This window comes from Candidatus Eisenbacteria bacterium (genome assembly GCA_020847735.1).
In the GTDB taxonomy this organism is placed as follows: domain Bacteria; phylum Eisenbacteria; class RBG-16-71-46; order RBG-16-71-46; family RBG-16-71-46; genus CAIXRL01.
In genome coordinates this window covers 334,164-349,604 of the sequence record JADLBL010000020.1, presented here as the reverse complement: position 1 = coordinate 349,604, position 15,441 = coordinate 334,164, and the positions used below count along the sequence as shown (strand labels likewise).

Sequence of the window (15,441 nt, the reverse complement as noted above, 5' to 3'; positions counted from 1 at the left end):
CCCCTGCCCGGGCCGTCCCGGGCTAGTCCCGGTGCCCGCTCAGGATGACCTTCTCGTAGATCTCGAGGTTCTCGAGAATCTTGCCGGCGCCGCGCACCACGCAGGTCAGCGGGTCCTCGGCGACGCGGATGTTGAGGTTCGTGACCTCCCGCATCAGCAGGTCGAGCCCGCGCAGCAGCGCGCCGCCGCCCGTCAGATAGATGCCGCGGTCCACGATGTCGGCCGCCAGCTCGGGTGGCGTGCGCTCGAGGCACTCGCGCAGGGCGTTCACGATCTGCCCGACCGGCTCCTGCAGCGCCTCGCGGATCTCGACCGAGGAGACGCGCAACGTGCGCGGAATGCCGCGCACCAGGTCGCGCCCCTTGATCTCCATGTCCATCTCCTCGGGCAGCGGGAACGCCGAGCCGATCTCGATCTTGATGCGCTCGGCGGTCTGCTCGCCGATGAGCATGTTGTACGCCTTCTTGGAATAGTTCGAGATGGCCTCGTCGAGCTCGTCGCCGCCGGTGCGGATGCTGCTCTTGGTGACGATGCCGTTCAGCGCGATGACCGCGATCTCGGTCGTGCCGCCGCCGATGTCCACCACCATGTTGCCGGTCGGCGTGTCCACCGGCAGCTCGACGCCGATCGCCGCCGCGATGGGCTCGGGCACCAGCAGCACCTCGCGGCATCCCGCACGCACCGCGGAGTCGATCACCGCGCGCTTCTCGACCTCGGTGATGCCCGAGGGTACGCAGATGATGATCCGGGGCCGCACGAGGAACTTGTGCTTCTGCACGCGCTGCACGAACACGCGCAGCAGGTGCTCGGTCACCTGGAAGTCGGCGATCACGCCGTCCTTGAGGGGGCGGATCGCGTTGATCTCGTCGGGCGTGCGGCCGAGCATGAGCTTGGCCTCGTTCCCGACCGCGGCGACCTTGTTCGTGGCCTTCTCCATGGCGACCACGGAGGGCTCGTTGAGCACGATGCCGCGGCCCTTGACCCAGACCAGTGTGTTGGCCGTGCCGAGGTCCATGGCGACGTCGGTGGAGAAGAACCCCATCAGGCTGTCGAGAAACATCCCTGCCTCATCGTGCTGGGGTGAGTCGCTTCGGGTGGCCGACAGGAAGCGGCGGGCTGCAGCGCGGGGTGCAGTTCTCCGGTCGGGCCTCCCTGCCCCACGGAAACCGCCGCAAGCTAGCATCCGAAGCCCCAGCGCGGCAAGCCATTGGACGCGCCGCGTGGAAGCCGGCGACGAGCGGCACGGATGCGACCTCGGGGTGGCCCGAAACCTCCATCGGAACCGGCGGCCGACGGGCCGCGGGTGGACCGGTCCGGCGGCCGATACCTCCTTCACCCACCGCCGTTTTGGGGAAATGCCCCGGCACAAACGCACCCCCGCGGGGTATGGCATAGTGCGGCGCCTTCGCCGGGCTCCGGCCCGGAATGCGCTCCTCGCCCCGATCGCTCCGGAGACTCGTCACCGCATCGGCATGGACCGTCTTCTACGCCGCCTCACGCTGCTCACCGTGCCGCTCGCGGTCGTGCTCGGCTCGACCCCGCTCCCGGGCAGGGCGCAGCAGCCCGCCTCGGGGCGATACGCGTTCGCGGACACCACGCTGCTGCGCGACACGCTCGGACTCGTGTTCGCGGGGATCTTCCCCGCCGCCGATTCGCTCGGGCTCGCGCCCGACACGCTCCGGGCGCTGATGATCCGCTATCGCTTTCCGCTCGCCCGGCTCCTGGTGCTCTCCGACAGTCTCGGCGTGCCTGTGGACAGCGTCGGCGTCGTGGTGGACCGCGAACGGTTCAATCCCCTCGCCGGCGGGCGCAACCGCCTGCGCGACGAGAACGTCTTCCGTTTCACCAGCGGCTGGACCTCCACGCGCACGACGAGCGCGTGGTCGAACAACTCCGAGTACCGCGTCCGGCGGGGCCCGTGGTACGCCAACAACCGCACCGACGTGAACCTCGAACGCTACAAGAGCGTCGCGGCCACGACCCTGCGGCAGACCCGCGACATGACCAGCGAGGCCGGAACGCGCCTGAGCGAGCAGCAGTCCTTCGGCCTGTGGGCCCACACGATGCTTTACGACAGCTACGACCCCAACTCGACTTCGAACCAGAAGGAGACGCTGAACGAATTCAAGCTGACCGCCCGCAACCAGCGGCGCGGGAAGCGGGGCTCCTCGACGGATCTCAACCTGCTGGGCGGATATCTCTACGACGATAAGCCGTCCATCGAGATCAAGCGCGGACTTTCGGGCCGCGCCGACGGACGCATCCGCACCCAGATCGGAAACTGGTTCACGAACGACCTCTCGGGCGCGACGAGCACCAACCTCGCCCGCACCCGCCGTCCGGAGGCGGTCGAGGAACTGCGCGCGATCGACCTGGCGACGAACCTGGCCGGAACCACGACGATGTTCGCGGCGAAGCCCGTCGGGCTGAACCTCAGCTACGCCCTGCGGCGCACGCGCGTGGACACGCCCACCGACCAGAACCTGGTGAACTCGATCCGGCAGGCGAACGAGAGCGTCAACGGCACCCTGCGGCTGCGGCGGGACAACGACCGGACGCTCAACCTGATCGGCAACGCGGGCAACAGCAAGAACCAGAACGGGCGCCGTCACGATTACGGCGGCAAGGCGACGTTACGCTGGTCGCTGATGGGCTGGGCGGTGGACGGCAACTACGCGGACGCCCGCGCGAGCTCGGACTACCCGCGTCTGCGCGGCGCGTACGGCTACATCGAGCGGTCGGTCAACCGCTCCGCGGACGCGCAGTTCGTTCGCGGGCTGGGACCCCGGGTGCAGGCCAAGCTGAATCTCGCCGTGAACCTGTCACGCTATCGTTACGAGGCGACGCACGACTCGACCACCCCGCCGACGCCGCGGGACACCTACCGTCAGTCCTACCGGTTCGAGGCGCGATACAATCCTAACGTCCGGTTGACTTCCAGCACCGCGCTGGAGGTGACACTCAACCGCACGATCAACCTGCCACGCTCCTCGACCTCGTCGAACAACGACACGCGCAGCTACCGGGCCGAGTGGACGTGGAGCTACCAGATGATGACGGGCCTCACCGTGTCGCAGAACAACCAGGTCACCGCCGACTACCGGTTCTATCCGTTCGCCGACGACCGCAACACCCTGGGGCTCAACTACCGGACGCTCACCACCCTCAACACGGTGCTGACGCCCCGGCTGACGGTCATGGTCATGCACACGGCGCAACAGCAACCCCGTGGAAGCTACACACGCGACCCCGACGGGCTCGAGTACCTCAAGCTTTCGGACGAGTCGGAGAACCTCGGCCTGCACGCCTCGATCCGTTACGCACCGACGCCCTCCATCTCGTTCTCGCTCGAACCGGATTACCGCGCCGACGTGCGCTCGGGCACGAACAACGGCATCTCGGCGAAGCAGCGCGACGACCGCCGCCTGAGCATGGGGGGCAACGTGGATCTGAACCTCCAGCTGGGGCGCAAGGGCACGCTGGCGGGCAACATCTCGCGCTCGTTCGACGACTCGCGCTCGACCTCGTTCACCAACGGCGTCCCGACGGTCTCCCCCCGGGCGGTCACCGACTACTGGAGCGGGAGCCTGACGCTCACATGGCAACTCTGATCCGCACGGGACCGCGCGCGACGCTCGCCGCGATGCTGCTCGGCCTGGCGCTCGCCGGCTGCACGAACCCGTTCGCGCCGGCGAAGCCCGAGCCGCCCGACGAAACCGGTCTCGTCGAGGACTTCTCGACACCCGCCCGGCTGCTCCTGACCCTGGAAGCCGCGATCGCGAACAAGGGCCCCGCCGGACGGCTCGCCTGGCGCGACGCCCTCGCCGAATCCACCGGCACCGGCACGCGGGCCTTCTACGCCTTTCAGGACCCGCGCGTCCTGTCGGCCTGGCTTCTCTCGTCGCCGATCACGCCGCCCGATCCGTGGACGATCGACAACGAGACCCGCTTCTACGACAAGTTCATCTCGCAGTTCGACGGCGACTACGTCATGGTGTTCGATGCCGACGACACCTCGCCCAACGACCTGATCGACGAGACGGCGGGGACCGCCCTCCTGCACCGGAAGTACTACGTCGCGGCCACGGCTTCGACGACCACGCTGATCGTCGCCGTCGGGTACGTGGACCTGTATCTCGTCAAGTACCAGGGCCGCTGGTACGTGCTCCGCTGGGAGGACCGCCTCGATCCGCTGATCGGGGTGGATCCCGTGGACCCGAACAACCGGACGCTCGGCTGGCGCCGGTTGGAGTCGGTGGCTTCGTGATCGCCCGGAGGACTCCGATGAAGCGCCTGCTTGCCCCCCTCGTTCTCGCCGTGACCGTCGCCGGCGCCGCCGGCTGCTTCAATCCGTTCGACCCGAACGTCTCGACCACGCGCGTGGCTTCGACCCCCGCCCCGGTTCCGAACACCCCGGCGAACGTCGTGCGGCTCTTCGAGTGGTGCTGGAAGAACCGCGGAATCAAGGAGTACGAGGAGATCTTCACCGACGACTACCGTTTCCAGTTCGCGCTCGGCGACTCGGCGGGCAACGCGTACCGCGACGCGCCATTCACGCGCGAGGACGAACTCCGGACCGCGACCGGGCTTTTCGTCGGCACGATCGACCACGACCCGGCGAGCGACATCCAGCTGGACCTCGACAAGACGCTGATACCGCTCAACGACGACCGGCCGGGAAAGACCGCGCCCTGGCACTACTCGATCCGCACCAAGGTGAACCTCAAGGTCATCATCGACCGCGGAAGCGGACCGGAGGTGAACGAGGTGAACGGCTACGCCAAGTTCTACCTCGTACGCGGCGACTCGGCCGCGATCCCGCCCGAACTGGCGGCGCGCGGATTCCAGCCCGATCCCAACCGGTGGTGGATCGAACGCTGGGAGGACGAGACGCTGCCGCCGGGCGGCTCGGCCACCGCCCCCGCTCCCGGCCTCGCGGCGTCCCGCCGACCGGGAGCGACCCCGGCCACGACGAACCGCGGAATGCTGCAGTACGTCGAGTCCACGTTCGGCCGGGTGAAGCTCCAGGGCCTGTGAGCCGGGCGCCCGGCCGGTCTTGAGACGCCTTCGGTCCGTCTCTATACTGCCGGGCGCTTTGCTTTGCGATCCGCGTCGCCGCCCCGCACCTCCCGCTTCGGGGCACCGGCGCGCTCGAACGCCGTGTCCCCGGAGGACGAACCCATGGCAGCCGTGGGGGCCAACTCGCAGCTCAATCCGCTCGAAAACGCCGAGCGGCAGTTCGAAGAAGCCGCCGCCCGCCTGGGCCTGAATCCGGGGCTCAAGGAGGTCCTCAAGCGCCCGCGACGAGCGACCATCCAGCATCTGCCCGTGCTCATGGACGACGGGACCATCCGGGTGTTCGTCGGCTACCGCGTCCAGCATTCGATCGCGCGCGGCCCCGCCAAGGGCGGCATCCGCTTCCACCAGGACGTGACGCTCGACGAGGTCTCCGCGCTCGCCGCGTGGATGACCTGGAAATGCGCCGTGGCCGACCTGCCCTTCGGCGGCGGCAAGGGCGGCGTGGTCGTGGATCCCCGAAAGCTTTCGGCCGGCGAGCTCGAGCGCCTCACCCGCCGCTACGCCGCGGATCTGTCCGACGTCTTCGGCCCCGACAGCGACGTGCCGGCGCCGGACGTCAACACCGGTGAACGCGAGATGGCGTGGATCGTGGACACGTTCTCGATGCACACCCGTCGCAACGAACTGGGGGTCGTGACCGGCAAGCCGCTCGAGATCGGGGGCTCGGCCGGTCGCCGCGCGGCGACGGGACGCGGAGTCATGATCTGCATCGAGCAGATGTGCCGGCACCTGAACATGCCCCTCAAGGATGCCCGCGTGGCCGTCCAGGGCTTCGGCAACGTGGGAGGCGTCGCGGCCGACCTGCTGGTCCGCGAGTGCGGTGCGAAGGTCGTGGCCGTCTCGGACGTCGGCGGCGCGGTGCACAACCCGGCCGGGCTCGACGTGCCGGCCCTGCTGAAGCACGTCGCGGAACGCCGGGGAATCGCCGGCTTCGCCGGCGGGCAGCCGCTCACGACCTCGATCCTCGAGTACGACTGCGACATCCTCGTCCCGGCGGCGCTCGAGAACCAGATCACCGACGAGAACGCGCCCCGGGTGAAGGCGCGGATCATCGGCGAGGGCGCGAACGGTCCCACCACTCCCGACGCCGACAAGATTCTCCAGGACAAGGGCGTCTGGGTGATTCCGGACATCCTGTGCAACGCCGGCGGCGTGACCGTCAGCTACTTCGAATGGGTGCAGAACCGCATGGGCTTCTACTGGCCCGAGCGCGAGGTGAACGCCCGCCTGCGCGAGAAGATGGAGCAGGCCTTCGGCGACGTGGTCGAGGTGGCCGTCCGCGAGAAGTGCTCGCTGCGCGTGGCGGCCTACATGGTCGCGATTCGCCGCGTGCAGCGCGTGCACGAGCTGCGCGGCATGTACTCCTGAGCCGCCCGGAGAAGCCAATCGGCCCCCGGACCTCGCGGTCCGGGGGCCGAATCGTTCGTGCGGGCGACGCTCAGAACTTCAGGCGCACCCCGAGTTCGTACGTGTCGTCGAACAGGCCGTCCTTGACGGGACGGTAGGCGAAGTCCACCCCCAGGTGCGAGGTGGCCCCGACCTTGGTGCCGAGACCCGCGCCGAGAGCCCAGCCCTCGTACAGGTCGTCGCCACTGTCGAACTTGTACGTCTCGTCGCCGGTCGTCGGGTCGATCTTGCCGTTGAAGCTGCCGAAGTACGAGCCGCGCAGCGCCAGCATGTCGCGGTAGCTCCATTCCAGTCCGCCCCGGAGATTGTCGCCGGAGAAGTTGTTGTTCTGGAACGCCGCGAGCGCGGTCAACCGGGCCTTGCTCGACTGCACGATGTTGTAGTTGGTGGACAGCGTGATGTAGGACGGCATCTCGAACGTGGTGGCTGCGTAGGAGAGCCGGTGCGGGCCGGCGTTCGGATCCTGGTTCGGATCGAGCACGCTCGTCTCGAACCCCGGGCCGCTGTACGACATGTCCGGCCCGAAGTTCTTGATGACCATGCCGAGCCGGAACCCGTGCCAGTCGGTCACGTACTGGACGCCGAAGTCGAACGCGACGCCATTGGCGGAATTGTCGGCGATGCTCTCCGTCACGTAGCTCAGCGTGCCGCCGAAATTCACCCGGTCCGTGAACTGCCGGGCCCAGCTCGCCCCGAGGACGGCGAACGTCGGGGTGAGAATCTCACCCGTGCCGTCCGGCGCCTGTTCGGTCGTGACGTAGATGTCGCCGACCGAGAGCACCTTGACGCTGACGCCCAGGACGCCGAACCCGCCCAGGTTGGTCGCCACGCCCGCGTAGTTCAGCTGCATGTCGGCGAAGTAGTTCTGGTGCGAGAACAGAGCGTCCGTCCCGGTCACGCTCGCGAGGCCGGCCGGATTCCAGAACATGGCTTCCACGCCGGTGATGTCGCTGGCGACCGCTCCGCCCAGCGCCGTCCCACGCGCGCCCACGGGAATGCGCAGTTCCATCGCGCCCGCCGTGCCCTTGCGGGCCTCCGAGCCGGCGAGCGCCGGCGCGGCGGCCAGCCCCAGGAGGGCCGACAGGACGAGCGCGCGCAGGAAATATCGGGCCATTCTGCCCTCCATTTGCAGGCTCCTTCCGTTGTTCATGTCCATGCCCTCCCGATCAGTAGTTGGACAGTCGTTCCTTCTCGACGAAGACCGCGAGCTTTCCGAAGGTCTGCCCGGCTCCCGGCACCTCGATGTGATAGACGTACACACCGCTTCCGACCGGCAGCTGGTTCTCCGTCAGCAGGTCCCACTCGAGAATGGACGACGACGCGTCGGTCTTGTGGAGGGTCCGGACCAGGTCGCCGGCGAGGTTGTAGATCCGCACCGTGGCCTGCTCCGGCATGTTCACGAACTTGATGATCCGGTTGAGCGACGAGAGTTCGTACGCGGAATGCGCGTAGTAGGGATTCGGAACCGCGCGAATCTTCGAGAAGCCCGCCCGCTGCAGGGCGACCTCTCCGCTCGACGACTTGACCGTCGTGAAGATCAGCGAGTCGTTGGGCGTGCCGGGCCGGTTGCCGCCGGAGACGATGATGAACCTGTCTCCGGGCTTGACCGTGCCGGTCCGGTAGAGCCACGCGTCGTAGAGCCAGCCCTCGTCACCGCCCACGAGCGCGCCGTCGGCGGCCAGCAGGGGGTTCGGAGTTCCGGCGACGAACGGATACGAGCTGATGCCGAGATACTCGCGGCCGCCGGTCGAGCTGCCGTCGGGCATCCAGATGCCGTCGTGAGTCGCGGGCTGGCTGGCCGCCGGATTGCCGTCGTTGTCGGTGATCCGCCGCTCGACGAAGCCGACCTCGAGCTGGACGTTGTTGTCCACGTCCCACGCCTGGAAGGGCACGGTGCCGAGTCCGCCGTACGTGTAGCCACGGCCCGTGTTGGCGGGGGCGCCGCCCGAGCCGGGAAGCTCGTCGCGGTAGTAGATGTACCCGGGCTGCGTCGGCCCGAAGCGCAGTTCGACGCTCGGGAACAGCCCCGGGCTGGCGTCCGGATCGATGCCGGCGAAGAAGTCGAAGCCGTACCCGAAGCTGTCGTCGTAAAGCTCCGAACCGGTCGCCGCGTCCCCCAGCCCCGCGCCCACGCCGTGCCACGGCATGTCGTTGTCGAATGGCGCGTAGTAGACGTCGTTGAGCGGGCCATGCGAGGTCTGGGACTCGCGCAGCTTGATGACCATGCCGTCCACCGGCGCGTACGAGGGCGAGTTCGTCCGCTCGGTCTGGTTCGACAGCAGCGTCTGGTTGGTCGTCAGGTCGGTGAGCGACCAGGTGTACGGCGGGCTCGCGCCCTGGTAGGTGATCGCGTAGGTGTGCCCCGTGATCGAAGCGGGATCCACGACGTCCACCACGACGTGATCGGTCGTGGCCGGCGTCCCCGTGCTCACCCGGTGCACATCGGCCGCGTTCACGTACGCGGTGCTGACGTCGGTCCCGGAGGCCGGCCGCTGCGGGATCACGGTGACCGGCTGGAAGGACGTCTCGAGCACCTTGTCGAGGCCCTGCGACGGGTTCGGGTTCACCGCATAGGCCGTGATCGCGTAGAAGTACGGCGTCCCGTCGCGCAGCGGACCGCCACGGATCGCGTCCGTGTTGGCGGCGTACGTGTACTGCACGCCGTTGTCGCCGCCGAAGGCGACCGGCATGTCGTGGATGACTTCGCCGACCTCGATGTCGAAGACCGAGTCGCGCACCACGCCGATGCCGTTCGGAACGTCGAACGTGAACAGCCGCGTCCACGGGCCGGCGACGGACGCGCCCTGGTACACGTTGTAGCCCTCGAACGCGTAGCCCGCGGGCGCGATGTAGTTGAAGCGCGAACCCGAGTCCCACAGCAGGTTCACGCTGCCATGGTCCGTGCTGAAGGACACCTGCGGCTGCGGTGGCGGAGAAGGCAGGTCGAAGTCGAGGTCGAACGCCTTCTGGGCCTTGATGTCGTAGAACTTCATCGCGGTGATCGACGACAGCCGGTTGCCGCCCTGGCCGATCACGATCGCGCCGACGATCACCTGGGTATCTCCGGCCGCCAGCGTGAACGGGCCGGCGATGCACATGAAGCGCCGGTCCGACGGGTTCGAGTCGAGCCAGCCCGTGCCCTTCACCGGGTCACCGGGGTACATCAGCTTGGCCGGCTCGTCGGTGTCCGGGTTGATGATCGGCGAGCCGTCCTTCGCGAACCCGCGCATGTAGTTGTACGTCTCGGTGGCGTTGGAAGGGTCCGTACCGTTGATGTACTGGATGAACGCCGACATGCCGAGAGGCACACCGTTCACCTTCGGGCCCTGGAAGTAGTCGTAGCCCACGCACGGCGGGCGGCCGGCGTAGAGCTGGTCGGTGTTGGTGGCGTTGTAGACGTAGCCCACCGACAGGGTCGTGTCGCAGCCCGTGAGATCGTCGCCCGCGCCACCGAGGTCCGGATCGGACCACAGGATCACGTAGCAGGAGTCGTAGTCGTTCCCGCTCTTGTTGATGACCTTGTAGTCGAGGAACACCGTGTTTCCGAGCGCGCCCTGCCGGTCGAACCCGAAGACCGAGTTCTGGACTTCGACGCCGAGCGGCGTCGAGAGCTGGTTCGTGTGCACGGCCGGGTCGGCGTCGTTGTAGACCGACCACAGCATCTGGTCGCCCGTCACGTCGGGACCGGGAACCTGCACCGTTCCGCCCGGATTGTTCGGGTCGGGCAGGTCGTAGTACTTCCACGGCGCGCCATAGGGGACGGCGCCCGCCATGTACTCGCTCCACGAATGATGGAAGAGCGGGTCCAGGGTGCGGTCCTTGCCGACCGCCACGGGGTCGCGCTCGACGTGCGCGGAATCGTTGGGGTTGCCGCTCCAGCGAGCCACCTTGTAGACCGTGAACGCCGGGTCGTTCGGATCGTCCCACGCTCCCGGCCCGGTCATGGCGCCCGGCTGGAACTCCTGGCTGTATTCGGCGATCGCGACCCGGTAGTCGTTGAGCGAACCGGCGAGCTTGCCGCCGATCCAGATGCCCGACTCGTACACGGCCGTCTTCAGAGTGCCCTTGGGGAAGAACAGCCCCGAGTTGTTGTTGTTCGCGAAGTCGTTCGCGATCGAACCCTTGTTGGTCACGAACATGTTGATGGAGTTGACGTCCACCCGCCGATCGCTGCTCTCGGTGTTGACGCGCTCGTCCTTCAGCGCCTTGACCGGCTTGACGGCCGGCTTGCGGACGGCGACCCGCGCGAGTGCCCGGTTGGGCTCGGACGACGCGCTGCCCGCGAGCAGCGCGACACCGAGCAGGACCATGGCCCACACGGGCCACGAACGGCGAAGAATCATCTCAGGCCTCCTGCCGGCGATGAGGTTCATCAGAAGCTCGTCCGCAGTCCGAACCGCACGAGACGCGGGTTGGCGTAGAGATTCGGGTTGTTCTCGGCCAGGTCGTAGAGCTGCCCGCCGTTCTTCGCCACGGTGTTCGCGAGGAAGGTCTGGCCGTCGTCGGTGTTGATCCAGTTCGTGGTGTACGGCGATCCGGTCGAGGTGTAGACCGTGATCGGGTTCTTGTTGTCCAGCACGTTGAGTCCCCACACGAAGGCTTCGACCTTCAGGTTGCCGAGCACGAACTCACGCGTCGCCTTCAGGTCGAGGCTCACCGACCAGGGGCCGTACTCCGAGTTGACCGGACCGCTCGGCTCGGAGGCCACCGCGGCCAGCGTCACCTCGTTGTAGACCTTGGTCGGGGTGTACGGGGTGCCGCTCCCGACGTTGAAGAGCGCGTTGATGCCGGTGTTCTCGAGCCAGCGGTGCGAGCCCATGAGCGGGCCCTCGCCCTTGCCGAGTCGCCAGTCCACGTTCATCGAAATCTTGTGGCGCTGGTCGAAGTCGAGCGGAGCCGTCTGCTTCGGAACCTCGGTGCCGACCCAGGCGATGTTGCGCTGAGTGTTCGACACCGAGCCGGTGCCCTTGGCGAACGACAAGCTGTACGAAAGCTGCCCGGAGAAGTGGTTGACCGGGCGCATCGCGATGCCGAGGTCGAAGCCCTTGATCGTCGCGAAATCGCGATTCCGGTACGACGAGAAGCTCTTGGGGCTCGACGGAATCGCCTGGATCTCGACCAGGTCCTTGACGTCCTTGTAGTAGGCCGTCGCGTCGAGGCGCACGCGATCCCCCATCTGCCGCTGGACGCCGACCTCGTAGGCCGTCGTCCGCTCCGGGCGCAGATTGGGGTTGCCGAAGCCGACGAAGTAACCGCCGCTGCGAACCTTGTAGTCGAGGAAGCGGTAGCTGACATAGAGGTCCTGCAGGTTCGGCTGCTGGTAGAACTGGCCGTAGTTGAAGCGAAGCACCGTCTTCTCGTCCACCGGGAAGGCGACGCCCAGACGCGGCGAGATGCGCGCGTAGGTCTTGTTGGGCTCGAGGTCGGCGTCGTCCAGCCGGCTGCCGCTCAGGTTCGCGGTCGTATCGTCCACGCCCAGCGGGAACCGCTCGCTGCGCAGCGCGGGCGTGTTGACGTTGATGTGATCGAAGCGCAGGCCGCCGTTCACGATCACGCCGGAGCGCTCGAACTTGTCCTGCACGTACGTGGACCACGTCTGCGGATGCTTGGCGCCGTCCCGGCCGCCATTGACCTCCTCGAGGTCGATGCGCGTCACGACGTTGTTCGCGTCGCGGAAGACGTTCATCTGGTAGCCGTAGCCGTCCCAGTCGAGCAGGTTGGGATTCGTTCCGCCGAGCTGCACCGGGAAGAAGTGATCGAAGTAGCGAAGCGTGTGCCGCTGCCAGTCGCCACCCACCTTGAGCTGATTGTGCTGATTGATCTGCGACGTGAACCCGCCCTGAATGCCGTAATAGGACGACCGCCGCTGCAGGTAGTCGTCGAAGACGTGACCGTCACGCCAGAAGAACGGCAGGTCGGAATCGTAGGTCGGGTTGCTGCCGCCGGGCGTGTAGTACTCGGCGAGACGGTCGAACGCCAGCCCGTCTCCGCGCTTGCGCATCGTCTCGAAGTAATTGCCCGAGAGGTTGAAGAACGTCCGCGGGCTGAGCACGTGGCTGTAGGTGGCGCCGTAGGACTTGTTGCGGTCGTAGTAGCGCGGGGCGTGCTGGAGGTCGAACAGGTAGGCGTGCAGGTACTGACGCCAGTCGTCCTCGGAGCCCAGCGCACTCAGCTTCAGGGTGCCCTTCTCCGTCGGCCGCCAGGTCACCTTGCCCTGGAACGTCTGTCCACCGGAGCTGTTCGAAGGCTTGCGGCCTTCGGCGAGGCCTTCGGTCGCGAGCTGGTCCTTGAAGACGTCGGACAGGAACCCCGGGGCGCGATCGGCCTGCCAGCGGCGCTCGGCCGAGACGTAGAAGTTCGCGTCCTCGTAGCCCGGCCAGAGCGGCCCGCCGAGCGACACGTCGTAGATGTTGTAGTCGGTCTTGTCGGCCCCGATCCAGCTTCCCGCGAGGTTGTCGGTGACGGCCTCGATCGAGCCGAAGTACTTGTCCGCGCCCTCGCGGGTCACGACGTTCACCGCGCCGGACATGATGCGGCCGTACTCGGCGTTGAAGCCGCCCGTCAGGACGACGACTTCCTCGATCGCGTTGTTGCTGATCGAGGTGCTCGAGGTGCCCGTCAGCGGGTCCTGCTGCGAGAACCCGTCCACGTAGTAGGCGGTTTCGTTCGGCCGGCCGCCGCGGATGATCAGGGTGTTGTTGTTCTGCGCTTCGGTGTCGATGTTGCGGGCGAAGTTGACGATGCCCGTCTGCAGGGCGGCGGCGTCACGGTAACCGCGGGTCGGCAGCTTCTGGATGTCGTCCGAGCTGATGAACCGGGTCGTGCCGGTGGCGTCCTTCTGCAGCAGGGGACGGGTCGCCTCGACGCGCACCTCGCCGAGCTGCACGGCCTCGGTGCGCATCTGCGCGTCCTGGGTCGTGGTGAAGTCGGGCGAGACCTCGACGCGCTCGGCGACGAACGGCGCGTAGCCGACGAGGTTCATGCGCACGACGTACTGGCCGGCCGGAATGCCGATGATGAAGTAGCTGCCGTCATCGTCCGTGATCGCACCCAGGCGCTGGCCATCAATGCGGACGTTGACTCCGGCGAGCGGCTCCTTCTTCTCGTTCACGACGCGGCCCGACAGCTTGCCGGTCGTGCCGGCCAGGGCCAGAGGCACCAGTGCCACCACGGCGGCGAGAACCGTCAGCCGGATGGCCCACAGGAAGCTTCGAGGCATGGGCTGGTCTCCTTTCAAGGGACGCGAATGCCACCCGCAGCGACAGACTCCGTCGCGACGAGGCGGCCAAACGAGACAAAGGGGGATCGGGTCATGAGGGAGTGCGCCGTTGAAATCATTCAGACCCTCCGGCTCCCCCCGCAGAGTCGAGGGGAACGCCGTCCAGTGGCGTTGCGAACCGTTCGGAGCAGAACCCGTGCGCGAAAGCTAGGTCCAGAACTTGTGTCCTGTCAACGTCGGAACCACCCGCGCGGGACCGCAGGGGCCCGGCGCGGCCACCCTCCCCGACGTTCAACCGGAGGCCCCGGCACGAAAAAACTTCGGGGGCGTCCCGAGTGGGACGCCCCCGACTTGCCGCCGAAGCGGTGCTTCGACTTACCAGGTGTAGGTCAGGCTGACCTGCGGGAACGCCGAGCCGAAGCCCGGGCCGCCGGTCGCGCGCGTGTCCATGCCGTAGCCCGTGCCTTCGAACACCGCGCTCGAGTTGCCCAGCAGCTGCGCGAACGGGTTGTTGAAGAACGCCGGATCGAGGACCGCGTCGAACTGCACGTTGCCCATCTTGACCGTGGTGCCCATCATGAAGCTGAAATCCGAGACCTTGGTCGTCTGCGTCAGGCCCGGCTGCTCGTTCTTGTAGCTGCCGAACACCGACTGCTGGGCGCCGCAGCGGAACGCCAGCCACGGGTTCAGGTGCGTCTCGAGGGCGATGAACAGGTTCGGGAGGAGCGTCTCGGTGAACTCGTCCGTGCCCTGGTCTCTCTTGTTGCCGACCAGCTGCGCCCCGAGCACGAACAGGTCGTCACGGCCGACGTTCCAGTTGCCCGCCAGACCCGCCTGCCAGCCGCTGAGCTTGTCGTCGAACGTGGTGGTCGAGTTCTTCGTGGACTGGTCGATCGACCAGACCTTCACGACCGGGACGATCGTCGTGCTCGCGCCCTGCTTCATCCACGCGCGCGCCGCGATGAGGTACGCACCGCCGCCGTCGTCCTGCAGGTCGGTGGGCTGGTCACCCTGCTTGAAACCACGCGACTGGTACTGGGCCGAGACCTCGACCGAGGTGTTCTCGTTCATGTCGAAGCCGACGCCGGCGCCGAAGCCCATGATGTTGCGGCCATCGGAGTCGGAGCCTTCCTGCGTGTCCGTGCCGTTGTCAAACGAGAAGAACTGGCGGCTCAGGCGCAGGCCGAGGTTCGCCGAACCCATGCGGTGTCCCCACATGAGGTCGAACGACTCGGAACCGTTGGCGTCGTCGTTCGGGTCGAACGAATTGAACCCACCGTTGATCGGGGCGCCCCACCAGGACTGGCCGAGGGCCGGGTTGAACATGCGGGTGTGAATGGCCCACACGCCGGCCTTGCCGTCGAACAGGTTCGGCAGCACCGCGCCCATCGCGCGGTCATCCGCCGTCGAGACGCCGAACATCGTTCCGGTCTCGGCATACACGAGGTTGCCCGTCGAGTTGACCGAAGACAGGTACGTGAACATCCCGGTGTAGTCCTTGACGTAGTCGCCGGGGATGCCGAGACCCGAGATACGACCCGTCGAGGCGAACGCGATTGCCGGCACCATGCTGGCGACCGCCGCCACGACGATGAAGCGCTTGATCTGGTGCATCATGAGTTGAAGCCTCCTTGCGCGATTCGAGGTAAGAGCTACGAAGCCACTTTGGCACCACCTAGCCGAGGGGCTGGCCAGCTGGCCAACTCGAGAGTTGGTCCGTGCCCCACCTCCTTTCG

Annotated in this window: 9 protein-coding genes; 4 read left to right on the top strand and 5 right to left on the bottom strand. The window is 67.2% G+C overall.

Features of this window, described 5'->3' with window-relative positions; translation table 11 throughout:
- Positions 1–22: 22 nt before the first annotated feature.
- Entirely contained in the window at positions 23–1,060 is a 1,038-nt protein-coding gene (locus IT347_10115) for a rod shape-determining protein (protein ID MCC6349927.1), read from the bottom strand.
- 412 nt (positions 1,061–1,472) lie between these two features.
- Here IT347_10115 and IT347_10110 point away from each other — a divergent pair, with 412 nt between their 5' ends.
- From IT347_10110 to IT347_10095, 4 genes are all read left to right on the top strand, one after another.
- Positions 1,473–3,611 carry a hypothetical protein gene (locus tag IT347_10110; protein MCC6349926.1) on the top strand — a complete coding sequence of 713 codons (2,139 nt, stop codon included), beginning with the start codon at positions 1,473–1,475 and terminating at the stop codon, positions 3,609–3,611.
- On the top strand, positions 3,599–4,267 hold the full coding sequence (locus tag IT347_10105) for a hypothetical protein (GenBank protein MCC6349925.1): 669 nt from the start codon (positions 3,599–3,601) through the stop codon (positions 4,265–4,267). Before IT347_10110 ends, IT347_10105 begins: the two co-directional genes overlap by 13 nt.
- 17 nt (positions 4,268–4,284) lie before the next feature.
- Positions 4,285–5,037, top strand: a complete 753-nt coding sequence (locus IT347_10100) for a hypothetical protein (protein MCC6349924.1) — start codon at positions 4,285–4,287, stop codon at positions 5,035–5,037.
- A gap of 144 nt (positions 5,038–5,181) precedes the next feature.
- On the top strand, positions 5,182–6,447 hold the full coding sequence (locus IT347_10095) for a Glu/Leu/Phe/Val dehydrogenase (GenBank protein MCC6349923.1): 1,266 nt from the start codon (positions 5,182–5,184) through the stop codon (positions 6,445–6,447).
- A gap of 70 nt (positions 6,448–6,517) precedes the next feature.
- On the opposite strand, the gene IT347_10090 is transcribed toward IT347_10095, so the two are convergent.
- The 4 genes from IT347_10090 to IT347_10075 form a co-directional block, all read right to left on the bottom strand.
- Complete coding sequence (locus tag IT347_10090) at positions 6,518–7,600, bottom strand: PorV/PorQ family protein (GenBank protein ID MCC6349922.1); 1,083 nt, start codon at positions 7,598–7,600, stop codon at positions 6,518–6,520.
- A gap of 52 nt (positions 7,601–7,652) precedes the next feature.
- Positions 7,653–10,829, bottom strand: a complete 3,177-nt coding sequence (locus IT347_10085) for a hypothetical protein (protein MCC6349921.1) — start codon at positions 10,827–10,829, stop codon at positions 7,653–7,655.
- A 29-nt stretch (positions 10,830–10,858) separates the two neighbouring features.
- Positions 10,859–13,705 (bottom strand): TonB-dependent receptor, encoded by a 2,847-nt coding sequence (locus IT347_10080; GenBank protein ID MCC6349920.1) that lies wholly within the window; start codon positions 13,703–13,705, stop codon positions 10,859–10,861.
- A 375-nt stretch (positions 13,706–14,080) separates the two neighbouring features.
- Positions 14,081–15,322, bottom strand: a complete 1,242-nt coding sequence (locus IT347_10075; GenBank protein ID MCC6349919.1) for a hypothetical protein — start codon at positions 15,320–15,322, stop codon at positions 14,081–14,083.
- Between the last annotated feature and the right edge of the window lie 119 nt (positions 15,323–15,441).